The organism is Mesorhizobium sp. M7A.F.Ca.US.010.02.1.1 (assembly GCF_004023085.1).
In the GTDB taxonomy this organism is placed as follows: Bacteria; Pseudomonadota; Alphaproteobacteria; order Rhizobiales; family Rhizobiaceae; genus Mesorhizobium.
The window spans coordinates 13188-37268 of sequence record NZ_RZRV01000002.1; the positions used below are offsets into that span (position 1 = coordinate 13188).

19 protein-coding genes are annotated in these 24081 nt (G+C 59.4%); 10 read left to right on the forward strand and 9 right to left on the reverse strand.

The window, feature by feature from the left end; translation table 11 throughout:
* Positions 1-294: 294 nt before the first annotated feature.
* Together EOA19_RS02000 and EOA19_RS02005 are read left to right on the forward strand one after the other, a co-directional pair.
* Complete coding sequence (locus EOA19_RS02000) at positions 295-1545, forward strand: lipopolysaccharide biosynthesis protein (protein WP_245486033.1); 1251 nt, start codon at positions 295-297, stop codon at positions 1543-1545.
* Positions 1542-2582: a glycosyltransferase family 2 protein gene (locus EOA19_RS02005; protein WP_023808946.1), complete on the forward strand. Its 1041-nt coding sequence runs from the start codon at positions 1542-1544 to the stop codon at positions 2580-2582. Before EOA19_RS02000 ends, EOA19_RS02005 begins: the two co-directional genes overlap by 4 nt.
* 82 nt (positions 2583-2664) lie before the next feature.
* On the opposite strand, the gene EOA19_RS02010 is transcribed toward EOA19_RS02005, so the two are convergent.
* The gene (locus EOA19_RS02010) at positions 2665-3372 is read right to left on the reverse strand and encodes a helix-turn-helix transcriptional regulator (RefSeq protein WP_031212340.1); all 708 of its coding nucleotides are present in this window, start codon (positions 3370-3372) and stop codon (positions 2665-2667) included.
* Positions 3373-3585: 213 nt separating this feature from the next.
* Between EOA19_RS02010 and EOA19_RS02015 the strand changes: the two genes are divergently transcribed.
* A complete protein-coding gene (locus EOA19_RS02015; RefSeq protein ID WP_128302538.1) occupies positions 3586-5328 on the forward strand; it encodes a PAS domain-containing protein in 1743 nt (580 codons plus the stop codon).
* Here EOA19_RS02015 and EOA19_RS02020 read toward each other — a convergent pair.
* Positions 5321-5995: a response regulator transcription factor gene (locus tag EOA19_RS02020; protein ID WP_127326937.1), complete on the reverse strand. Its 675-nt coding sequence runs from the start codon at positions 5993-5995 to the stop codon at positions 5321-5323. The genes EOA19_RS02015 and EOA19_RS02020 overlap by 8 nt on opposite strands.
* Before the next feature lie 510 nt (positions 5996-6505).
* Between EOA19_RS02020 and EOA19_RS02025 the strand changes: the two genes are divergently transcribed.
* The 7 genes from EOA19_RS02025 (at position 6506) to EOA19_RS02055 (ending at position 13479) form a co-directional block, all read left to right on the forward strand.
* On the forward strand, positions 6506-7228 hold the full coding sequence (locus EOA19_RS02025; RefSeq protein WP_128302539.1) for a sugar phosphate nucleotidyltransferase: 723 nt from the start codon (positions 6506-6508) through the stop codon (positions 7226-7228).
* Between the two features lie 39 nt (positions 7229-7267).
* Positions 7268-8404: a DegT/DnrJ/EryC1/StrS aminotransferase family protein gene (locus EOA19_RS02030; RefSeq protein WP_128302540.1), complete on the forward strand. Its 1137-nt coding sequence runs from the start codon at positions 7268-7270 to the stop codon at positions 8402-8404.
* Entirely contained in the window at positions 8401-9075 is a 675-nt protein-coding gene (locus EOA19_RS02035) for a sugar transferase (protein WP_023808952.1), read from the forward strand. The genes EOA19_RS02030 and EOA19_RS02035 overlap by 4 nt, the downstream gene beginning before the upstream one ends.
* 87 nt (positions 9076-9162) lie before the next feature.
* Complete coding sequence (locus EOA19_RS02040; RefSeq protein WP_023808953.1) at positions 9163-10167, forward strand: SDR family NAD(P)-dependent oxidoreductase; 1005 nt, start codon at positions 9163-9165, stop codon at positions 10165-10167.
* On the forward strand, positions 10164-11393 hold the full coding sequence (locus tag EOA19_RS02045; RefSeq protein ID WP_031212341.1) for a hypothetical protein: 1230 nt from the start codon (positions 10164-10166) through the stop codon (positions 11391-11393). Before EOA19_RS02040 ends, EOA19_RS02045 begins: the two co-directional genes overlap by 4 nt.
* Before the next feature lie 16 nt (positions 11394-11409).
* On the forward strand, positions 11410-12672 hold the full coding sequence (locus EOA19_RS02050; protein WP_023808954.1) for a polysaccharide biosynthesis/export family protein: 1263 nt from the start codon (positions 11410-11412) through the stop codon (positions 12670-12672).
* Between the two features lie 114 nt (positions 12673-12786).
* A complete protein-coding gene (locus tag EOA19_RS02055) occupies positions 12787-13479 on the forward strand; it encodes a class I SAM-dependent methyltransferase (RefSeq protein WP_164892828.1) in 693 nt (230 codons plus the stop codon).
* 60 nt (positions 13480-13539) lie between these two features.
* Here the strand turns inward: EOA19_RS02055 and EOA19_RS02060 are convergent, their stop codons facing one another.
* The 7 genes from EOA19_RS02060 to EOA19_RS02100 all read right to left on the reverse strand — a co-directional run bounded on the left by EOA19_RS02060 (position 13540) and on the right by EOA19_RS02100 (position 24066).
* Positions 13540-13806 (reverse strand): acyl carrier protein, encoded by a 267-nt coding sequence (locus tag EOA19_RS02060; protein WP_013533122.1) that lies wholly within the window; start codon positions 13804-13806, stop codon positions 13540-13542.
* 39 nt (positions 13807-13845) lie between these two features.
* Positions 13846-15399: an AMP-binding protein gene (locus tag EOA19_RS02065; RefSeq protein WP_031212342.1), complete on the reverse strand. Its 1554-nt coding sequence runs from the start codon at positions 15397-15399 to the stop codon at positions 13846-13848.
* Complete coding sequence (gene asnB, locus EOA19_RS02070) at positions 15396-17417, reverse strand: asparagine synthase (glutamine-hydrolyzing) (protein WP_023808957.1); 2022 nt, start codon at positions 17415-17417, stop codon at positions 15396-15398. The genes EOA19_RS02065 and asnB overlap by 4 nt, the downstream gene beginning before the upstream one ends.
* Positions 17418-17420: 3 nt before the next feature.
* A complete protein-coding gene (nadE, locus tag EOA19_RS02075; RefSeq protein ID WP_032908690.1) occupies positions 17421-18404 on the reverse strand; it encodes an NAD(+) synthase in 984 nt (327 codons plus the stop codon).
* Positions 18401-21136, reverse strand: a complete 2736-nt coding sequence (locus EOA19_RS02080; protein ID WP_023808959.1) for an AMP-binding protein — start codon at positions 21134-21136, stop codon at positions 18401-18403. The genes nadE and EOA19_RS02080 overlap by 4 nt, the downstream gene beginning before the upstream one ends.
* A gap of 1313 nt (positions 21137-22449) precedes the next feature.
* On the reverse strand, positions 22450-23043 hold the full coding sequence (locus tag EOA19_RS02095; RefSeq protein ID WP_013533129.1) for a DJ-1/PfpI family protein: 594 nt from the start codon (positions 23041-23043) through the stop codon (positions 22450-22452).
* A 72-nt stretch (positions 23044-23115) separates the two neighbouring features.
* On the reverse strand, positions 23116-24066 hold the full coding sequence (locus EOA19_RS02100) for a substrate-binding domain-containing protein (protein ID WP_127267871.1): 951 nt from the start codon (positions 24064-24066) through the stop codon (positions 23116-23118).
* Positions 24067-24081: the final 15 nt, after the last annotated feature.

The window sequence follows — 24081 nt, forward strand, 5'->3', positions numbered from 1 at the left end:
CAGGCTCGTCCTTGGGCTACGGACGATCCTGGGGCGGTTCATCCAGGGAGCGGCCAGGACGATTCACGGTGCAGCCTGTCAGCAGAGCGCGTCATTCAGGTGAATGATGGCAAGGTCCGGTGTGCATCGTAGGCTGCGGCAATCCCCGATATTTGCCTCTCTCGGAAGCGCGAACCGATGGCACCAAGCGACCTTCTGAGACCCAAGACGGTTCCTGCGGCAGGCACAGCCATCATCGTTGTTCGGCCGAGCCCGATCGGCTCGATCATTCGTGCAGCAAGCGGAGTGTCGGCAATGGCGATTGTCGGCCAGCTGACCCTTCTTGCCGCAATCCCGGTTTTGGCGCGGCTCTATTCGCCGGCCGATTTCGGCATCTTTACGATTTATCTGTCGATCGTGAACATACTCGCCGGGGTCGCGGCATTGCGCTTCGAGGCTTCGCTCTATGGGGTCAAGGGGAACGCGCAGGCCTATGTGACGGTCAAGCTTATTCTCTTGGCTGTGTTCGTGACGACCGTCCTGGCCTTTTCGGCCGGACAGATGCTGTCGAACCTTGCTCCCAATCGCCTCGGCTCGCTCGCCTGGCTCATTCCGATTGGAATGGGAGGCGCAGGTCTGGTCGAAGCCATGAACTGCTGGAGTCTGCGTGCCGGGCTTTTGCGCGATTTTGCTCTCGGGCGCCTGATCCTGCCGGCGAGCATGGCTGCACTGCAATTGGCTTTCGGCATCGCCGAACTCGGCGGTGAAGCGATGATCCATGCCCATATTCTAAGCCAGTTCGTCTTCATCGGGGTGATCGGCTATCGGGTGATGAGTTGGGAGGATTTGCGTGGCATCGCCTGGGCACCTTGGCGTGCGGTATTGGAAAAGGCTCGGCGGGAATACAAATTTCCTCTGTTCGATATTCCCGCAACGCTCGCGAGCATAGCAATCAACAATCTTCCAGCAGTCCTTGTCGGCGGGCTGTTCGGCACCGCATTTGCCGGATATTTGGGCGTGGCCGCGCGGCTGGTCACCGGTCCGGTGACGCTGATCGCCACACCGCTCAGCAATGTTTTTGTCGCCGAAGCAAACCGGAACAGCAATCGTGGACACCTGCTTGGTGTGGCGCGCGGGCTTCTCCTGCTGGCCGCCGCCTTTACCGCGGTGCCGATCTTGCTCCTCGGCCTCGCCGCGCCCTATGTGGTCGTTCCGCTTCTGGGCGAGCCTTGGATGCCCACTGCGGAAATCATGACCGCACTGGCGCTGATGGGCGCGGCACAGGCGTTGTCGACTCCGCTCAGCGACGTTCCCGCTCTGTTACGGCGGCAAGGAACAAGACTGGTCATCGACCTCGCACGGGCGGTTCTCGTGTTTGGCCCGCTGCTCGCCGGCGCCCAGGCGGGCTGGCAGCCAGTCACCGTCATCTATTTCATGGCCGCCGGCGGCGCGTCGGGTTTCGCTCTGAAAATGGCAGCATCACTGTATCTGTTGACCCACGACCCTCAACCAGCAGGCGCTGCAACGTGCATCCAACATGAATGTCTCGAGGAAAAAACACCATGAATTCGTCGTCGGTTGACAACCTTCAAGCGGCAGTTGCGGTCACCCAGCATGACCGGGCCGATCTCTCGTGGTCACGCCCTTTTATCTCGGTCGGGATACCAACCTTTCGTCGACCGGATACGATCCGCAGGGCGATCGACAGCGTCTTGGGCCAGGATTACTCCGATTGGGAGTTGGTCGTGAGCGACGACGAGGGGCCGGAGGGCGAGACCTGGGCTATCGTGACCGACTACGCACGGAGCGAACCTCGCATCCGCATCATCGAAAACAGTCGAGGTCGCGGTCAGGTGGAGAACACCAACAACGCTATGCTGGCTTGCTCCGGACGATGGATCAAGTTGCTACATGACGATGACTGGCTTGCGCCAGGTGCACTCAGGACATTCGCCGAAATTGCCAAACAGTACCCCTCAGTCGCCTTCATGACGTCAGCCGCAAACATAATCGAGGACAAGCGAGTGCGATTTCGCCAAGTCCCCAAGCAGCAGGAACCGATCTCGCTTTATTCCAGCCAGCAGTGCCTGATGGACCTCTATCTGGTGCGCGCGACACGCTGCCTGGGGATTATTCCATCCACATTGTTGATCAACAGCGACGTCATTCGTGCCGGCTGCTTGATGCGCACGCACAAAGAGATTCCGGCCGGAGTGGATCAACTGTTCTTCGTGGATCTAGCCAGCCATGGGGACATGGTGGCGATAAGCGATCCGCTTACCTTTTACGATGCAACGAACCATCCAAGCATTACAACGTCAAAGAGTTTCCGCGAGGTCGACGAAGTGACCCTCGCCGTCAAACAGCTTAACTGGAATCTCATCAAGGACCGCAACCATCTCCCGCCTCCCGAGACATTGCTGCGGGCATTGCGGGTTGCTCGTATTCCCATGAGGTTCCACCAGCAGTCCTGGTTGACCACGTTCCTGGACGGGATTCAGATCTTCCGGCCTTCCGTCATGAAGGTGGCGGGCTGGCACGTGCTTAACCACGTGTTTGCAATCCGCCCAAGATTGGGCCGGGTGCGCACACGACGGCGGTAGGGTGAGGCTGGCGGACAAGCACGCCGGCAACAGATTGCGCGCGCACAAGCCTGTTGCGCGCGCGCATGGTACGGCCGTTACCTCACGGCAAGACGCATATGCGCCCAAGAAGAGCTACCAGTTCCGCCTGGCGCCGTGTTTCGGTCTTGGCGAAGAGCGACGCCAGCTGTGACCTTATCGTGGTCCGGCTCAAGCGCCGCTTGCGGGCTATCTCCAAAGGGGCATCGCCCTGCGCCAAGCGCAGCGCGAGTTGCGTTTCGGCACTCGTCAGACCAAACATTCTTTGCAGCGTCTGGGGATTTGGCCCGGACCTGTTTTCACGATCCAGCAGCGCCACGATACTCGTCGCGTCAGGCGTTGCTATGCCCTTCTCGTTCAAAATCAAGGGCCTGTCGCCCATACCGCGGATCACCACCCATGAAAGCGTGCCAGGAAGAAAATTCCCCGGCACGTTTGCGATCAGCCGCCTCAGAGCAACCGACACCTTGCCGGCCGTATCAGCTGCCTCGCCCTCGCGCTCCAAGGTGTTTTGAGCGGCTGAATTCCACTCCATGACCTTCCTGTCGCTGTTCAGGATCAGATAGCCACACCCGATGCGATCAAGCATTCTCACAACAGATGCAAGGCTGCTCTGCTTTGGCTCGACAGCCACGCCGTCGAACCTTTGTGGTGCTTGGTGCCAGGCGGAACTATGGCCACCCTGCGTTCTCAAGGCCGAGACGGGCTTTCCCCCGAAACTTCCATATTGGCGACCAAGAATTCCATCATGCTGCCTACCAACCAGTGCCATTTTCTTACCTCCCGCAAAACGGCAACGCCTCCCAGTCAAAAGGAGGTGCCTTAAACATGTCAGTCAGGTCGCTTGGAGAGTTGCGGTCAGATCCGCCCCCGACATCGGACAAAATGCGCGCTACAATCCCCGGGAACAATCCTGCGGTCGGACTAGTCTGTACGCTTTTCGGTCTAATCTCGACGGACTAGTCAGAAGGTTCTAATCTGGCACATGCGTTTGCATTCGCTCAGCTTGCACCCGAACAGCTCAAGCAAGTTGCTAACCCACCTTGCCTCGATGTCGCTCCTGATCGCGACACTTGCAGTGGAGACAGCGCTGCCGGCGTCTATCGCATACGACATCGGCTTTTTTGAATTTGTTCCCACCATTATTGCCATCTCATATCTCGAAGATCGCCTGGTCGCCCTTGCGGCAACGTTTGTGATGGCGGCTGTCGGCTTAGTGGCGCGGGATATCCTGAACAATCCAATTGACATCGAGGTTTGGATTAGGGCCATTCTGCTGCTGGTTGCAGGCGGGATGATCGCCCTGACTTTCCACCGGCAGAGGCAGGACTACCGCACCCTTTTGCGGGTTGCAGAGGCCAGACTCGTGGCCTTGGAGGCAACCGAAAACAGCTATCGCTGGGCATTCGAACGTGCCGCCATTGGCTTTGCCAACATGAGCGAGAACGGAGAGTTGCAACGGTCCAACAAACGTCTTTGTGAGATGACAGGGTATGTCGAGGAGGAGCTTTCGGGTCTGCCGCTCAGGGCACTCGTCCATCCTGACGACAACCACACTTTGGCGGAAGCGTTGACTCGCCTCAAAGACACGACTTCTTTCGGCTCGGAGATCCGTCTCCTGAGAAAGGATGGCACGGTTTTGTGGACAAGATTGGCGCTGTCTTTGGCCGTGCCAGCCGATGCTCTCCCGCAAAGCATCTTTGTAATGGTGGACGATATATCTGGAGAGCGAACCGCCCGCGAGGCACTCCGGGCTCAGAAGGAATGGTTGGACCTGGCACTGTCGTCCAGCCGGTTGGGAACGTGGCGTATCGATTTCGAGAGCGGGTCCGTGAATGGCTCAGCCGCGTTCTGGGAAATGATGGGACTGGCACCCGCGCCGAGCCGTCCATTGCAGGAATTGGCCGCGGTCGTTCACCCGGCCGACTTGCCTAATCTGACGGCCCCGGGAGAGCTTGCATCAGGCGCCAACTATGATGCGGAGATCCGCATCAGGCGAGCTGGCGGGCATATCCGCTGGATTGCTCTTCGGGGCCGGGACGAATTGCGCGACGGTCGTTCACAGCGAATAGGAGTCGCCGCGGATCTCACCGATCGACGCATAACCATTCTGCTGCGGGCTGCGGCGAAGAAGCGAGAGCGGGCCATGCTTGAACAGCGCCATAGGCTCAACAATCTGTTTCCGGTGATCACGGCGCTTGTAAATATGGTCGGTGCCCCCGACAACGATATTGCCCGTTACAAGCAGACACTGATCGAAAAAATCGGCGCACTCCAGGCGACGCATCTGCTTCTTTCACGCGATGGCAGCCTGTCGGCTTCCCTCCGTGACCTCATTGCTCAGGAATTGCAGCCCTATATGGGGACGCACAACATTTCGATCAGTGGACCCGAAGTAAAAATGGCAGAGGGTTCGGCTGAGAGCTTCGCAATGATCGTTCACGAACTTACGACCAATTCCGTGAAGCATGGGGCTCTCGGCACTCCGGCAGGCCGGATCGAGGTCGTGTGGCAATTCGCAGCCCAAGAGCCCGGCGCCGACATAGTGTTCGAATGGTCGGAATCGGGAGAGCGCCGGGTCTCCACCTCGGCTCGGCGTGGCTTTGGGTCGTTGATTATTGGAGCTGACGGTGAACCTATCGTGGGCCACTCTTCCAAGCTTGAGATGCTGGATCACGGACTGAAATATTCGGTCCGGCTGCCGCCAAAAGCAATCGGCGCTAGTTGACGTCTCTGGCGGCCCATGTCTTCAGCAGAACCGCGGCTTCTGTCCGATTTCGTGCCCCAAGTTCGCGCAGGACGGCGGCGGCATGAATCTTCGTCGTCGCTTCTGCAATTTCAAGAGAGCGGGCAATCTCTTTGTTCGAGTAACCTTCGGCCATCAACCTGAGGACTTCCTTCTGTCTGGACGTAAGCCTGCCCAGATTGTTGACGCTGGTGGTCCTGTGGGGCATTTGCGTGGGAGCCACGGATGGAAGGCGTACCGACTCCTTGGGCCTTTGTGAAAGAAGTGCCGGAACGTAAATACGGCCGGCCAGGATTTCGTTCACCGCCAGGACCACCTCCTCGTCCGTTTGGGACTTTACGATATAGCCATGAAGCCCAATCGAAAGGGCAGTCAGAATCTCGGCGCGTGAATCGGTCCCCGAAACAATTGCAAACCGTGTGTCGGGATGAGCCGGTAAGACGTCGCGAAGATCATCCTGACCCGACAGTCCCGGCATGTTCAGGTCGAGGATGGCGAGATCAACGGGCGCCCGATCTTCAAGCAGGCTTATGACGGTCTCAAAACACGCCGCTTCGAATATTTCCAAGTCTGGCATGCCGGCCATCAATGCCAGTCGCAGCCCACGACGATACAGGCCGTGATCGTCGGCGATGATAATACGATACATGAACCACCCACCTTTTGGCAGCCCCGCATGTGTCCCTAGCTGCCGAAACCTCCGTCTGGATGGACCGTACGGTGACCCAACACAGATCAGCCGCCCGCTGATCCCCCGTATGTCGACGCTCGCCGCCGCCCATCCACATATTTCAACTTTCTAATATAGCTTACACTCGCACGCATTTCAGGGCCAGATATTGAAGTGTTTTTTTCGTACGAACGGTAGCGATGCCGTTCCGAGAAGGTCGTTACCGGCGCCGGACATGCGCACAGCAGTTGCCAGTCGAGCGGCTACAGCTCCCCAGCGCTGATTGATCGCCCTGCCGCGCCATGCCCTGCCGGCTGGAATATTGAAATCAAAAGGCCGGGAAAGTGCCATTCAAATGCACGACGACGCCTTCTCGGGCGCCACTTACCATCGCTGCACTCCGGAGAGGCGAAGCCAACACTGGCGTACCTTCCGGCCGGGTGGGCTGGACCCATCACACCGCGACAGTCGTATCAACAGGAGGACGAGATGAAAGCGGTCATTCAGTGCGGTGGAATGGGAACACGCCTTCGGCCTTTCACATCCATCTTGCCCAAGCCTCTCATGCCGATCGGTGCTCGACCGGTTCTTGAATTGCTTTTGAAGTGGCTGCGACGGAACGGCATTCAGGAAGTCTACGTCACGACCGGCTATCTGGGGCACTTGATCCGCACCGTATGCGGAGACGGATCACAGTGGAATCTAAGGATACGCTATACCCAGGAGTTGGAACCTCTCGGCACTATTGGCCCGCTCTCCCTGATCAGGGAGGAACTGGACGAGCCGTTCATTGTTCTCAATGGGGACGTACTTACCGATCTCAGTCTCAGCCGGTTTGTGGCGTCACACCGCACTCATACGGATCCAGTCACCATAGCCACAGCTTCCCGCATCATCAAGATGGACTTCGGCGTCATCGACGAGGTCGGCAACACTGTTAAAGTATTCCGCGAGAAACCGACGCTGACTCATCTGGTAAGTATGGGAATATATTGCATGAATCCAGACGTTTTTCGTTTTATACCTGACGGCATCGCCTTTGGATTCGACGACCTCATGCTGCAGATGATGCAAAACGGCACGAATGTGCACGTCTACAAACATGACGGGCTTTGGCTGGATATCGGACGCGTTGAAGATTTTCAAAACGCACAAACCATCGCCTGGGAAGAGCAGTCCGCATCGATCGAGGTCTCGGCAGCGGCCGCTTGAGGGCTGAACGCCCTGCCGCGCCAACATGAGGAGGTCGTAATGCTCTTGGTCAGCGCTCCTATTCTTGGCTTTCCGGAAAAGGCAGCCCTGGCCAAAGTTGTCGACAGTGGGTGGCTGACGATGGGGGACCAGGTGCGAGCCTTTGAAGAGGCCTTCGCGGCCGTGCATGATGCGGTCGATTGCGTCGCCGTCAGCTCTTGCACCGCCGCCCTGCATCTCATTCTCCATGCACTTGGGATCGGCCCCGGAGACGAAGTGCTGGTTCCCTCGCTGACCTTCGTGGCGACCGCGAATTCAGTGCTCTACGTAGGAGCAACACCGGTATTCGTCGACATAGAGTCGGCCGAAGTGCCACTGATGTCTCTAAGCGACGCGGAAGCCAAGTGCACCGGACGCACCAAGGCTGTCATTCTCGTCCATTTTGCCGGCTACCTCGCCGACCGGGAAGAATGGCAGAGATTTGCCCGTGTGCGAGGACTGCATATCGTCGAGGATGCCGCGCATGCTCCCGGCCTTAAGGAGGTGGGGACTTACGGTGCGGCCGCGGCCTTTAGCTTCTACGGCAACAAGAACATGACCACCGCGGAAGGCGGGGCCGTTATCGCCCGGGATGCACAGCTCCGTGAAGCGATCCGCCAGGCTCGCGGACATGGGATGACCAGTGGCACACATCAGCGGCTGAACAGCCGCACGCCGCAATACGACGTGACGATGCTCGGTTTCAATTATCGCATGGACGAATTGCGCGCCGCTATCGGCTTGGTCCAACTTCAGAACCTGCAGGAATGGAATGAAATCCGGCGCATATTGGTCGTCCTCTATCGGCGTCTGATCGCAGATTATTGCTCGGCTGTGACAGTCCCGTTCGGCAAACCGCGGACCTCGGCCTACCACATCATGCCTGTCCTCCTGCCGCATGACGTCGACCGGCAAACGGTAATCGACCATCTGCGAACGAAGGGTATACAGACCACAATCCACTATACGCCCGTGCACCAGATGACGCTTTATCGCCAGATGTTCACTGAAATCCATCTGCCGAAGACCGAGGACTTCGCGCAGCGGGAATTGACGATTCCACTACACCCGCAAATTACGGCAAGTGCGATCGAGTCGGTGGTTGTTGCGTTGGCCACGGCGATTGAAGGCAGCGGGCGGGCGGGAGCCGCGGCATGAACGCACTCGACGTGACGATGCATCGCCCCGCCGTAGCTGGCACCAGCCACGGAATTGCCAGACGCGCTATGGACATCATCCTCGCCGCAGTAGCGGGAATGGTACTCGCTCCACTGATGCTCCTGATTGCCGTTGCACTCTTTGTCGAGGGCGGTTGGCCCGTGCTTTTCGCACAGACGCGCCTGGGTGCCGGCGCAAAACCGTTTCGCATGTACAAGTTCCGCAAATTCAAGACGACAGCCGATCCTTTCGGCCTTGCGCTGACCATGAACGATGACAGCCGCATGACGCGGGTAGGCCGTTTTCTCGCGGCAACGAAACTTGATGAGCTGCCCCAACTGTGGAACGTTTTCACGGGGGACATGGCAATTGTCGGGCCGCGGCCGGAAAGCCTTGCCTTCGCCGATTGTTTCCGCGGCGGCAATGAAGCTGTCCTACAGTGGAAGCCTGGCCTGCTCGGCCCAACCCAGGTTCTCTTCCGTCACGAAGCCTGTTTTTACCCGCCCTCCCTTGATCCGCTCCTGTTTTATCGAGAGGTCCTGTTCCCGGCCAAGGCAACGATCGACCTCGCCTACTATCCGCGGCGCACCATTGCATCGGACCTCGTCTGGATAATGCGGGGCTTCAGGGCGGTTTTCGGCGTGTCCCTGCCTCCCGCGGCAAGTGGGTAGAGTTGGCAAGTGAGGAGAGTTTGGCATGAATGGATTGTTGTTCGTTCGCCAGTTTGACGGCTCACATGATCGAAGGAGTGCACGGTCGTGAACTATCACGGCAGGAAGGTCCTGGTCACGGGTGCGGATGGATTTATCGGATCCCACCTCACGGAAGCGCTGGTGCGCGAAGGTGCCGATGTCACGGCACTGGCCCTCTACAACTCGTTCGACAGCCATGGCTGGCTGGATGATTTGCCCGACCACGTTCGAAGCCAGTTGCAGTGCATTCGGGGGGACGTTCGTGACAGCGCCTTCATCAACCGGATCGTGCGCGGCCAGGCGGTGGTGTTTCATCTGGCTGCGCTGATTGCGATTCCCTATTCCTATGCGGCTGCCCAATCCTATGTGGAAACCAATGTGCTGGGTACCGTGAATGTCCTCGAAGCGGCACGCCACTGGGAAACCGAGCGCATTGTGCATACGTCCACAAGCGAGGTTTATGGCACCGCTCTGACCATGCCGATCCACGAATCCCACCCGTTGCAGGGACAATCCCCCTACTCCGCATCCAAGATCGGCGCGGACATGATGGCGGCGTCCTATGCCAGGTCCTTCGATGTGCCGGTGGTGATCCTGCGACCGTTCAATACATACGGGCCGCGCCAGAGCGAGCGGGCCATCGTGCCGACCATCATAAGGCAGGCTCTGGACGAGAACTGTTCGGCGATCATGGTCGGCGACACCAGCCCTATCCGCGACCTTACCTTTGTGGAAGACACTGCGGCGGCATTTGTGGCGGCAGGGGCGGCCAAGCTTGAATTTGGCCATGCCTACAATGCCGGCAGCCAGCGCGCCGCCAGTGTCTCGGACGTTTTGGAGTTGGTGCTCGAGTTGAGTGGCACCAGGAAACCGGTCCGCCGCGATGAAAGCCGGGTGCGGCCGCAGAACTCCGAGGTTCGTGCGTTGCTCGCCGATTCCTCAAACCTTGAAAGTAAAGTCGGATGGCGGGCACATACGAGCCTGCGTGATGGTCTGGAAAGGACCATCGAGTGGTGGCGCTCGCGCCTCAGCGAAGGCCGCGTCCGTCGTGAAATGAGCTATATGACATGACCTTTCCGCGGCTCATACCGGCTGTGCTGCTGATGGCCGCTCTGCTGGCGCTGCACACAGCCGGAAACCGGCCGAGCGGTGCGGCAGGCACGGAGCCGTCAATGGATCTGCCCGCTTACCTGAAACCTGTCACTGATCCGGCGACAGGGATCAGCTTTACTCGGATTACCCAGCCCGGAGCTCTTGGCAGCGGAATTGTCTGCGGCAAGATATATTGCAGTCACCGATACTCGAGCGCGCAAGCGTGGAATGCGGATCAGAGCCTCCTCGTCCTCATGAACGGCTGCAACGGCATGTGTTTCCTCGACGGGAAAACCTACCTCCCTTTGTTTCACCGCAACAAGTCGGGTGAGTGCGAATGGCGCCCTCGAAAGGCGGAGATGATGATCTGTGTCGACGGTCAAAAGATCTCGACTTGGGCTCCCCGCACCAATCGTGAGGACATAGTGTATGCCGCAACGAAATATCGGGATCTCGAATTCGGCCCGTCCAAGGGAAATCCTAGTCGTGACGGCAACCGCATTGCCGTACGCGCGACCCGCGATGATGGAGCTGCCGTCGTCTTCGCATACGACATCGACCGGCGTCTGAAATACCCGGACATCGATCTCGCCCAGGTTGCCGGAACGACCAGTTCCTGCACCATTTCTCCGCTTGGAGAAAACATCCTGTGTTTCCAAAACCTGGTCGACGGCACCGAGCAGCGAGCCATTTTCGCAGTCGACGGCACCCTGCGCCAGAGGTGGAAGGACCATCATCGGCCCGGCCATGGCGATTTGACTCTCGATGCGGATGGTAGCGAGATTTACGTCGGAACCAGCAAATCCGCTCCGGACGAATATCAGGTGATCAAGCGTCGGCTGTCCGATGGAAAGGTCACGTCGCTCACGAAGTACGGTGAGGCCGAGCATACGTCGCTGCGTGCTTTGGACAGGCCCGAATGGGCATTTATAAGTTACGGGGGCAATCCCGATGAGGTTCGGAGCCATCCAAACTGGGCGCCATACACGCGCGAAGTGATCGCGCTGCGTGTTGACGGTCGTCAGGAGGTCCGACGCATCGTGCAGACGCGAAACGCTCCATTTGACTATTGGAGCGAGACACATGCCTCACCGTCCCCTGATGGGTCGCAAGTGATCTGGTCGAGCAATTGGGGGGTGCCTGGTGGGCCGGTCTACGAATTCGTCGCCCGTCTCGATTGGCCGCAGCAGCCGAGCTTGAATTAAAGGGAGATTGCCATCAATGGCCTTCGTTAGCCGAATTTTCTTTGCAGCGCTTGCCGGCTGCCTGGCCCTGGATATCGCAGCCGCGGCTGAAGCGCCGGTGGCCTACAAGCTTTCCCCCGGCGACACGGTAGAGATAGGAATTGCCTCCATAGCGGAACGAACGCAACGCGCGATTGTCCAGATGGATGGCTCGATCGCGCTGCCCGAGTTCGGGATGATCCCAGTTGGCGGGTTGACGCCGGCTGAATTGCAGACGCGCATGGAAGCGGTGCTGCCAACCAAGATCGTCCACCAGCGTCTGCCTGATGGACGGGAGCAAATGATCGTCATCAAGCCGAGCGACGTCACGGCCGTGATCGCGGAGTACCGGCCGATCTACGTGACTGGCGATGTGCTGACGCCAGGGCAGCAGGCTTACCGGCCACTCATGACAGTCCGGCAGGCGATTGCGGTCGCCGGCGGTTTCAGCCTTCTGCGGTCGCGGGCAAGCCAAAGCGGACCTGATCCCGTTGATCTGCGACGCGACTACGAGTCGATCTGGGGGGATTATATCAGGGACTACTTTCATGGCGCCCGTATCCGCGCCGAACTTCAGAACCAGGCAGAATTTGACATGCAGCCGCCGCAAGGTTCGCCCCTGTCGAATGCATTGATATCGGCGGTCGCGCAGGCGGAAGCGGAGGGTCTCAGAATTTCGCTGAACAATTTTCAACAGGAGCAAAGCTATCTCGACAAGACCGCCAAGGATGCCGAGGCTGAGGTCGAGGTTCTGCTCAAGCGCGAGCAGACGGAAGCGGCCGCGGTGAAACAGGATGAGGACGATCTGGCGCGGGTCACCAAATCGTTCGAATCGGGCAACCTGACCAACAGCAGGCTCGCCGACGTCAGACGTGCCGTGCTGATGTCGTCGAGCCGGGCGCTCGAGACGTCGGTCGAACTCATGAGAACGCGACGCCAGCAGGAAGACTTCGTCAGGCAGCAGGAACGCAATGAAAATCAACGAAGGATCGGCCTTCTGAACGAGTTGAGGGACACCGACCTTCGCCTCGCCGAGACCACTGCAAGGCTCCACGCAGCCAGCCAGAAGCTTCAGCCATCAGGGGCGTCCGCTCTTCCACTGCCGGTCGCCGGCGAAACCTTCCAGGCGCGGATCACAATAACCGGCGGGGCCGGCGACGCGTCGAGAAGTCGACCGGTCGACCAGGACACTGAGGTCGCGCCTGGAGACACGATCGAGGTGAGGTTCAGCAGCGACCTGCAGAGTGCGGCGATCCAGTAGCTACGCGGACGTGAACCTAGCCGGGAACGATGAGGCTGATGCCTCGCCTCACAGCATGAAGACATGGGCGACCTGAGAAATCGAGCATGGGAAAATCAAGAAAGCGGGTTTGTCGTGATTGGTGAAATAGATGTCGCCAGCGCCTACAGCACCGGCCGCACCGACTTCATGGGACTGAAGTTGGTTGTCGCGCCCGGCGTGCTCGTCCCTCGCCCGGAGACGGAATTGCTCGGCTGCACCGCCCTCAATGTGCTGCGTGAACTTAATCGGCCGGTCCCGCGTGTCGTCGACATGTGCTGCGGGGCAGGCAATCTCGCCTGCGCCATTGGATACAAGGTCCCCACCGCGCGCGTCTGGGCGAGCGATCTCACTGACAGCTGTGTAGAAACCACGTGCCGGAACGTCGCCCATCTTCGCCTGGCCGGACGCATTTCGGTGCTGCAGGGCGACCTGTTCAATTCCTTCTCGGGTCTGGAGCTCGAAGGCACGATCGATCTGGTCGTTTGCAACCCGCCTTACATCTCCGAGAAGCGGCTCGAAAACGACCGCGCGCATTTGATGGAACTTGAACCACGTGAGGCGTTCGCTGCCGGGCCCTACGGCCTGAGCATTCACATGCGGGTGATCAAGGAGGCGCGGCGCTATCTGCGGCAAGGTGGTATGCTGCTTTTCGAGGTCGGGCTTGGCCAGGACCGGCAGGTCATGAGTTTGGTTGAACGTTCCAAAGGCTACGAGAGCATTCGCACGGTTGCGAACAATGCTGGTGAAGCCAGGGTGGTTTGTGCACGAGCCAGAACGCCAGCGTGAGCCGCGCCATGGGTTTGCGCGCTCGGTTGGGAAGACGCCCTTATTACCATCGCCCGGCGATCAGTTTTCCTTGCTCACCACGTAACGTGCAATTCCCTGGATGGAATCGAAATTCTCAGGCAGAAGTTCACTGTCCTCGACAGTGATGCCGAATGTCTCCTCGACGAAGCCGATAACTTCAAGCACTCCAGTCGAGTCTATGATGCCCTGGTCGAGCAACGACGTTTCAACCTCCAGGGCACGCGGGTCGGCCACGTAGAAATTTGACGCCAGAAAGGCGCGTATCTGATCGCTGTAGGTGTCAATTCTGTTGTTCGTGCTCAGCATTGAATTGGCCTCCGATCCAAATGATTTCCAGGTATCGCTTTATGACAGCGCTATTTTCTTGAGCTTGCCCGTGTCCGTCATCGGTAGACTGGACACAATTTGGATGGACTTCGGAATCATGAAGTTTTCCAACCGCTTCTGACATTCCATCCGCAGCTGCTTTTCGCCTATGATCGTTCCTTGCTCCATGACGACAAACGCTTTCACTGCTTGCCCCAGCAGGTCGTCGGGAACTCCGACAACCGCGGCTTCCCGTACTCCCGGGATTTCCATCAGCACGTTTTCGACTTCCCTAGGCGCCACCTTTTCTCCCCGCGATTTTATGATCTCATCGCTGCGGCCGACAAAATAGAGGTACCCTTCCTCGTCCATTCGGCAGTAGTCGCCGGTGTACAGAACCTGCTCGCCGGGCAAAGGGCCAGGCTTGAGCTTCCTCGCGGTAGCCTCCGGCTTACCCCAGTAGCCCTTCATGACCGTTGCTCCGCGGATGACCAACTGGCCGACGACATTGGGACCGACCTTTCGGTCATCCTCATCGACAATCCACATTTCGGTGTTCGGGATGGCGATCCCCACGCTCAACGGTTTTCGCGCAAGATCTTCCGGCGGAAGATAGGTGCAGCGTTTGCATTCGGTCAGGCCGTACATCGAATAGATCCGGGCATCGGCAAACAGTTCCTGGAGCAGGCGAATGTGCTTGAGCGGCAGTGCCGCAGCAGTGTTCGTGACATACCTTATGCTTGCAAAATCATTTGCCTTCAGCGTCTTGAGATCCGACAGCGCGGCAAAGATGGTCGGCACGCCGGGAAAGCCTGTAACTCTCTCCCTTTCGATGATCGCAAGTATCTGTGCGGGGAAGGCAAACGAGCGCTCGAGGACCAACCGCGCCCCGGTACGGAATGCCATTATCATCTGATAGAGGCCGTAATCGAAGGCCAGGGGCAAGACATTGAGGATCACGTCGTCTTCGCCAAGCTCGAGGTACGAGGCGATAGACGCGCAGGCTGCCATCATGTTCCTGTGTGTCAGCATCACGCCTTTGGGTTCGCCGGTCGAGCCCGACGTGTAGATGATGGCTGCGAGATCGATATCGATGCGGCGGCGGGCCGGCGCTTTGCCGTGGCCGGCAGCCGCCTCATCCCAGCGCACGGCATGCGGCAATCCCCGGAGCTCGGCGTCGTCCACCTGACCGGAGACGATGAGCCGCCGCAGCGACGGACAGTTACGCGCCGGCTCAGTAAAGATCGGCTGCAAATGTTTGTCGGTGATCAATGCCGCCGGCAGGCAATCGTTGAGCAAATACCCCAGCTTGTCGCTCTTGGTGAGCGGATTGACGACGCACACAACGGCGCTCGCCTTGAGAACCGCCCAGAAGCTGACCACGGTCTCGACGGTGTTGTCGGCGAAGATCATGACGCGGTCACCGGGGGCGACCCCGGACGTGACGAGATGATGGGCGACCGCGTTGGAACGTGTCTCAAGCTCATCATAGGCGAGCCGGTGCCCGCCGCACACCAGCGCCACCTTGTCGCCGAGCCGGCCGGCCGAATGGCTGAGGTAGTCGTGCAGCAGAGGGACGGCGCCATGCATCATACCAGCACCTCTTGCCTGTGCAGGTGATCGACATCTATCCTGAGGTCGACCGCACACCCGCTCGAAGGGCGGCTTGCGACAAACTGCTGATGGAGGAGCTGCGTCGACAGCACGCCGACCAACGCCATGTTGTCCGAGTTGGACAGATCCCCATCGCCGGTCTTGGCAGCGCATTTGTCCAGCAGGCGCGCGACCGAGTTCGGATCAAAGACATTCGCCGCGCGCAGGGCAGTCTCCGAGAGTGCTTCGCGGACATAGGCGGGTGCGCTATCGCCGATGAAGCAAAGTGCGTTGGGCGCCCGGTAGGGTTGCTTCTTGCGGGCCACGACTTCCGCGGGCACGATCGATTTCGCCACACGCTTCAGCACGTGTTTCTCATCCAGAATGCGCAGCTTGTAGTCGGCCGGTAGCGAATTCGCCAAGGCCACCAGCCTGTCGTCCAGGAACGGGAACCGCCCTTCGACGGAATGGGCCATCAGCATCCTGTCTCCCTGCGAGGAGAGCAGGTAGCCCGACATCAGCGTCCTGATCTCAAGATACTGGTCCTGCGCGAGAGGACCCCATCGTTGAAACTCTTCGGGCAGGCGGCAGAGCAGGTCCGCCACCACGTCGTGACGCGCCGTTTCGGCGTGCATGTCGGCCGAGAACAGCCGTTTGATGGCGCTGGTGGTGCGCCAGCGGGTATCATGCGCGAAGCCGGGCGCGCCAAATGCATGGATACCATGTCCAAAGAACTGGCGCGCCATCGCCTGCTGCTTGACCGGCGAGCGGCTCAGATAAGGGTAGAGGCGTTCCAGCAGTCGCGCGCGTCGGGCAGAGGCGGGCTGCCGCCCCCAGAAGCGGCGGACCTTGCCTTCCCGGAACAGGTCGTAGCCGGCGAACATCTCGTCGGCCCCTTCGCCGGTCAGCACGACCTTGATGCCATGTTCGCGCACCAGCCTCGAGAGAAGGAACAACGGCGCCGGCGCCGTCCTGAGAATCGGACGCTCGGCGTGACGGATCACATCTGGGAAGATGTCGGCGATGTCACTGCGCGAAACCATCACCTCGTGGTGCTCGCCGCCGCTCGCACTTGCAACCAGCCGCTGGTAACGGGTTTCATCATATTCGGCGTCAGCAAAACGCAACGAGAAAGTCTGGAACGGCGCGCCGGCGAAGCGCCTCCCGAGCATGGCGACAAGTGAGCTGTCGAGCCCGCCGGAAAGGTAGCAGCCGACCGGCACATCCGCCTTCACCATCCTAAGCGCCGTCGCGGCCTGCAAGGCGCCGCGCACTTCGTCCACCGCATCCTCCAGCGAGCCCCTGAAGGTGCCATGGGACAGGTCCTCGCTCTCGGGATAGCAAGGTTTCCAGAAAGCCTGCTCACGAACGCTGCCATTGTCGTAGATGCGGACATGGCCGGGGGTAAGTTCCTGTACTCCCTGAAATACGCCTTGCGGCGGTACGACGGTCCACAGCGTGAAAGTCTGGTCGACCCCCGCCGGATCGAAGGCCCGCGGTATCGCCGGGTCGGCTGCGAAGATGGCCTTAACTTCGCTGGCGAAATGCAGGCGGCCAGCGTGTTCGCACAAATGCAGCGGGCAGATGCCGAACCGGTCGCGCGACAGGACGAGGCGGCCTGTCAGCGAGTCCCAGATGGCGAGTGCCCACTGCCCGTTCAGCCGCTCGAACGCGCCCACGCCCCACGCGCGGTAGGCATGCACGACGACCTCCGTATCGCTGCGGGTGCGGAAACGATGTCCCAGGGCTATGAGTTGGTCACGCAACTCGACGTAGTTGAAGATCTCGCCGTTGAACACGATCCAGGTGGTATTGCCTGTGTCGGCGAGAGGCTGCTGTCCGGTCGAGAGATCGATGACCGACAGGCGGGTATGCGCCAGCCCCGCTCGCTTGTCGCGGTAAAGGCCGCTTTCGTCCGGACCTCGATGGGAGAGCGCGGCTGCCATTCTCAGAAGCGCGGCTCGTGACGGAGGCTCCGCAGCCGCTTTCAGCGCCACAATTCCGGCGATGCCGCACATGGGTCAATCCCTGTCCATCGCAGCGGACAGCTGCGGCCGTGCGTGAAGGTAGCGTGCGGCGCGGCGTTTGCTGACGATATCCTTATAGACCTTCTCGACCTGCTCGGCCGTGAGGCCGGCGGCGGCGGCGACCGCGCCGGCCGAAATTCCGTGATTCATGCCGTAGAGGCACAAATCCATTAACTGATAGGGCAAGGCGAAGTAGAACTCCTCCTGGGTTTGCGCCATGGAAAACGTGTCCGTGGTCGGCGGCCTTGTTCGGACCTCCGTGTCAATCCCGAGATATTCCGCCAGCTGGTAAACCTGGGTCTTGTAGAGATGGACGATAGGCATCACATCGGCGACGCCGTCGCCCTGCTTGACGAAGAAGCCCTGGTCGTATTCGAGCCGGTTTGGCGTGCCTGCCACTGCATAGTTGAGGCGGTCCGCATGATAATATTCGGTCATCTTGCGAACCCGCTGCTTGTAGTTGGTAGCAGCGACGATCTGCAGGTAAGCCGCCGGCGACAGACGCACGGTGTCGATCTTTCCGTCCGGATCCTCGACCGTAAGGCGCGTGATATTGAGGCCGCTGCTCTCCAGCACCGATGCCATGACCAGCTTGCATTTCCAGCCTTCGCCATATCCAGGGACGGCAGTTCGGATGGCCTCGATCTGTCGGGCGTAGGCGCCAATGCCTTCGAGCGCCGGCTCGATATCTTCAAGGATGGTGTCGATGCCAAGCTGCCCAGCGACGCTGCGGCCAAGCCTCAACGAGTCGCCTGACGAATCGCGCTCCGGCATGAACAGGCCCAGTACCTTGTACTTTCCGAACGCCCGTGCGCACACCGTTGCGACGACCGAACTGTCGATGCCTCCGGAGAGCCCGACGACCACTCCGCGACGCCGTTGTGTGCCGAGAACCTGTTCGCGCAAAGTCTCGACGATGCGATCGATCTCCAGCCGGGCATCGAGCGCCAGCACATCGCTGCTGAATTCGCCGATCAGGTCGATGACACTGCCTCCTGTTTGCGTGACTCGATTGAAGAGTAGGTCTCGGTCACAGCGTTTTCGATGAGTGGGCGATTGACGGTCAGATGAGGCTCCACGACCATGTCGATGTGGGTGCCGGCGATCGGAATGACGTCCAGATGGACGAATGCCCGATCCCACCCGAGTGCAAGGGGCATTCCGGGCCGCGCGCAACGGAACAAGGTGCCGGTGATCGGCAGTATCGGCCTAGGTTCTGTCAGCCATTGGAAGAAGGCCCGCGCCCGCAGAACCTCCTGCAGTTCCAGTTTGGTTCTGAAGCTCGTCGGATTGAACTGACCCTCGGCATAGCGGTCGAGGAAGCCGGCAAGCCGGGATTCGCAGTGCATTTTGACCGCGACCTTGGCAAGCGCGCGACACGCCACCCGACTAGCCGATATACGATTGGTTCGGATCCGGTGAAATGTCCGGGTAATGGTCTCCCAACGCTTGCTGCGCTCGCCAACCAGGCTGGTATCCAGAATGCCCGTGAACGCTACCGCTCGCCCTTGATCAAGCAGACGCGCGGCAACCTCAAAAGCGACCGCTCCTCCGAGCGAGTGGCCAAGCAGGCGAACACAGCCGGTCGGCTGCACGCGGTTGATATGATCAATTGCAGCTTCGACCATTGCGGCGACAGTGTTCTGACCTTGCAGGATCATGCCCAGGGCCGGATATCTGATGGGAGACACCCTGGCGACCTTGCTTATTGCTGATGCGAACGAAGCAAGGCTCGGACCATAGCCGACCGACCCGGGGAAAAGGAAAAGCAGCGGAGGCTCGTGTTTCCAGGCGGGCGCGTGCTCTCCGCCTCCTTGAGCGGAAATGACCGCTGCAACCATCTCATCGAAGCTCATTCCAACCGTGAAGGCTTCCAATCCGAGCTCTTGCCCGATCGCGCTTTCGATTTCCATCACGCAATGCAGCAGCTTCAGCGAATCTCCCCCCGCTTCATCCCAGCACCCCAGTGCGACCCGCGTTTTAAGGACCTTGGTCCAGGCACGCCGTACGATCTGATGAGCAGGAACTTCATTTCCCGCATGGGCGATTTGCGGTGGGGGCGTTGTTTCCCGCACCGAAAGGTCGATTGCAGCCAGCATTGCCATATCGATCTTTCCGCTGGCCAGCCGCGGTATCTCGGCGCTTGCATGGAGCCGCAGCGGGCAAAGCGCCGGCGGCAATTTTGTCCTGGCAAATTGGCGCAGCTCGTCGCAAAAACTGACTCCCGCCCTGCCGTGCGGTACGGCGAACGCAACCAGTTCATTCGCCGGGGTGACGATAACCACGGCATCCTTCACCGACGGCGCGCCACGCAGAACCCGTTCGAGTTCGGCCGGCTCAACGCGCCGCCCATTGACCTTTATCTGGCGCCCTTTGCGACCGATGATCCGCAACAGGCCATCACTCCCAATTTGCACAAGATCGCCCGTTGCAAAGATACGAAGCGTCTGGTCGGCGGGATCTATTTCAAACGGAACAACTGCCCCGTTTTCCCAATATCCGAGTGCGACATACGGGCTTCTGATCAACAGTTCTCCGATCTTGCCGGGCTGAACCGGGTAACCCTCTTCATCGACAATTGCGAAGCTGATTCCCGGAAGCAGCCAACCGACGGGAGCTGAGGAATCGAATTCCGGCCAATCGTGCGGCAAGAACCACTGCGATCCAGTCGTTTCCGTCGATGAATAGCCGATCTGCACCAGGCAAGTTGGCGGGACAGCCTTGCGCACCAGGCGGATGTCGGCCGAGGACACCTTCTCGCCTCCAATTCGGGCAACCCTGAGTGAACCAAAGGCGTCCGCGGGCTCATCCGCCAGGAGAGCGCGAAGCAATGCCGGCACCAGATACGTGATCGTCACGCCTTCCGATTGCATGCGGCCGCGAACCGAGCGCAGGCCGACGGCTTCGACCTCCACAAGCTGCAACGTAGCACCCGTAAGAAGAGCAGCAAGGATTTCCCGGCAACCGGCGATGGTTGCCGGGCCGGTCAGGGGCAGGAAAACATCCTGCGCATTGATGTGGCAGGCGTCGACATATTGCTGCACTCGGCACAGCAAGCTCCGCTGGCTGTTGACAATCCCCTTGGGGCGGCCCGTGCTGCCGGAGGTATAAAGCACCATTGCCGGTGCATCGACAGAAACGGTACGGTGTTCAGCTGGACGAAGCGTTGCCTGCAACGATTGCGCTATCTCGATCCGGGCAACGTGCTGGGGCAGATCAAGGCCATGGATGCCTTTGTCGCCAATTATGGCGGAGAGCCTCGCGTCGGCGACGATTTCGTTGATGCGCGAGTCCGGATCTCGCACGTTAAGCGGTACTGACGGTCGACCGGATGCCATGCTGGCCAGCATCGCAACTGTGTACCAGACCGAGTTGGCCTGAAGTATTCCAACCGCATTTCCGTCGGGAACGACGGCTTCAATCCGGCTGGCCAAGGCCTCGACCGCCCGAAAAAGCTCGGAATAGGTCAGTCGGTTGGTGCCGTCGCTGGCGGCTAATTTTTCGGAATAATGCCCGGCGATTTCCCTCAGGTGATCAAAGACCGGAATGTCGACGAAGCCAGTTCCCATCCGTTGATGCAGACGTAGAACGGGCCCGCCCTCGTCAAGAGCATGATCGGGAACTTTTGACCATCGACAAGAGACCACCGGTTGGTAGTCAGTCTGCACCGTTCGAATCGCCCTCGAAGATTCTAAATGCGCCAGAGACATAAGGGCCCCACGCTAGGATTGTTGCCGCTTATCGCCCCGCGGCATGATCTTTTCATCAATCATTCGGATGATGCGCCAGGCGGTCTTGATCGCTTGAATCGTTCGAAGTTGAGCATGCAAGCCTGCGCCCGCCCGGGCTGTGGGACTACCTTACCGAGGTGTCGGGCTGTGCGCTGCTGTCCGCTTCGCCGGCGCCTGAAACGAAGCAATATGCGAATACTTCTCCTCCAAGCTCATCCGTGACACGAACCCAGTTGTTTTCCCATGTCCGCAGGGTAACCTGGCGTCCTGTTGATATAGTCGCCGCCGTGAACGGGCTGGACGCATTGACATTACTCGCCGCAACTACGTCGTCCCCTTCCATTTGCTCTACCAGGTATGTTTGCATCACTGCTCCTGACTGCAGGGCATGGCCGGCTCAATTGCGTATAGCTGGAGGCATGAACTCCCAACCGCAAGGAACGGATTTCGTTCCATGCAACAGGCAGCACTACCGCCGGCAGTCAGCGTTCAGACTGCCCTGGCAGGACCATGGCCTAGCCGCTGAATGACTTGGCCAGGACTGAGCTATGCTTTGGCGGAGATGGACCCTCGCGTTGCGAAGCCGCATACTTCTGGAATAGTGCAATCTTGTCGGGATAAGTGATCCGGATTTCGCTGTGACACCCCTCGCAGCGATATTTGGATGCAACCTGAAACCAGCGCCCGGGTTTCAGCAAAGCCAATCCGCAACGCGGGCATTTGAATGTCATTTCAAGAGGGCATAGATTCTGACACAGCGGCATTTCGCAGATTCCATAAGAGATAGCTAATGTTAGGCAACGGCAGCCGGCCGGAATCGTTCCTAGACGCCGTTCTTTTCGTTAGGCCGATGACCAACCCGGACGCCAGAGACTATTGGTTATCCGCGATGCCATATTCACTGACGCAGGCCTGAACTCAGGCGCATCCCGCTTTCATAGTGACGTCGAGCCTGAGCGCCGATCGAACGGTTGTCAGAAGGTTTTATGAGAACTTGTTCACCGGGCCTCGGCACCGAGCGTGATGGCCTCGGGGCGACGACGGGCCGCACGGTCGACGACACGACCTCTAATCCGGACGCTGAAACAACGCCGCGCGCCAGCATGTCGAACAGCACTACCGCGATCAGTGAAACAAGAAGGACGAAAGCAGCGCAACCAGGCGGCGACCCTTGAGCATCTCGCCTATATCGTTGTGCTCGGGAGCCGCGATCCCGATCGAACTTATGGATATGGATGCGCTGTTGAAAGCAACCGACGCATCCCTTGGCGAAATGCGTCGGTTCCAGAAGCTTATGCGTGGCGGATTTCCGTTCCCAGCACCTTCAAACATTCGCGGATGAACGCAGCAAGCGCCGTCCAGCCTTTGGCAGAAACCATTGTCCCGTCCACATAGGCCTCGGTCGGCGACAGGTCGATATAGGTGCCACCCGCCAGTGTCACTTCAGGCTCGCAGGCGCCGAGTGCTGCGACCTTCTTGCCACGCACCACGCCGTCGACAGCGATCAGGATCTGCACACCGTGGCAGATGGTGAAGATCGGCTTCTTGGCCTCGTGGAAATGGCGCACGATCGCCTGCACGCGCTTGTCGGTGCGGATGTATTCCGGGCCGCGGCCGCCCGCGCAGTAGACGGCGTGATATTGATCGAGCTGCCTCTCAGCTTCCGAGAAAGTCTTGTTGATCAGCGCATAGTGGCCGAGCTTTTCGGTGTAGGTCTGGTCGCCCTCGAAGTCGTGCAGCGAGGTCTTGATCAGATCTCCGGCGTTCTTGTCCGGGCATACCACGTGGATGGTGTGGCCGACGGCTTCCATGGCTTGCTGATAGACAAAGATTTCGTATTCTTCGGTGAACTCACCGGTCAGCATCAGTATCTTTTTGCCTGGCATGGCTCTTCCTCTCAGTGTTTGAGCTAGGCAAGGCGCAGACCGCGCCCTGCCTTTCGGTGAAATCGGATAGGGTTAGAATGGCGAGTCAGGGAAATAGTATTCCTTGGCGTTGGCCTGGGTGATCAACGGCGCGTCGAGCTTGACGGTGCCACGGACGGGTGCCTGACCGATCAGGTTGGCGACGGTCATGTAGATCGCGGTCTTGATCATCGACGGCGGATATGGCGTCTCGACCGGCGTCATGGCGTCGCCGTCGATCACCTTCTTGACGATGTCCTTCATGCCGTTGCCACCGAGCGCCAGCTTGATATCGGTCCGGCCCGATTGCTTGACCGCTTCGAGCACGCCAAGCAGCATGTCGTCGTCATTGGCCCAGACCGCATCGATATGGGGGTACTTGGCCAAATAGTCCTGCATCAGCTTGAAGGCCTCGTCGCTGTTCCAATGCGCGTACTGGATGTCGAGGACTTTCAGGTTCGTACCCTTGATCGTGTCCTGGAAGCCCTTGATGCGCTCGTCGTCGATGACGGTCGGAATGCCGCGCAGCACAACGACGTCGCCCTTGCCGCCGAGCTTGTCGATCATGAACTTGGCTGTGTTGGTGCCAACCGCGATATTGTCGCCGGCGAGGTAAAGATCCTGGACGGAGGCGTCAGTCAGACCGCGATCGACGACGGTGATGAACGTGCCCATGTCCTTGATAGCCTTGACCGGCTGAGTCAGCTCTTCCGAGCTGTAAGGCAGGATCACCAAAGCGTCCAGCTTGCGGCTGGCCGACAGGTCCTCAAGCGCGCTGACCTGCTCCGCCGCGGACGGCGACGTCTTCACGACCACTTCGACGTTCGGGAACGCGGCATTGATTTCCTTGGCCGCCGCTTGTGCGTGATAGACGATGCCCGCCGTCCAACCGTGGTCGGCTGCCGGTATCGACACCGCGATGACCTTCGTGTCTTGCGCCATGGCCTGGCCGGCCAGCAGCAGCGCGCCAAGTGTCGCCGCCGCAATCCATTTTCTACTGAACATTGTCTTCTCCCTTGG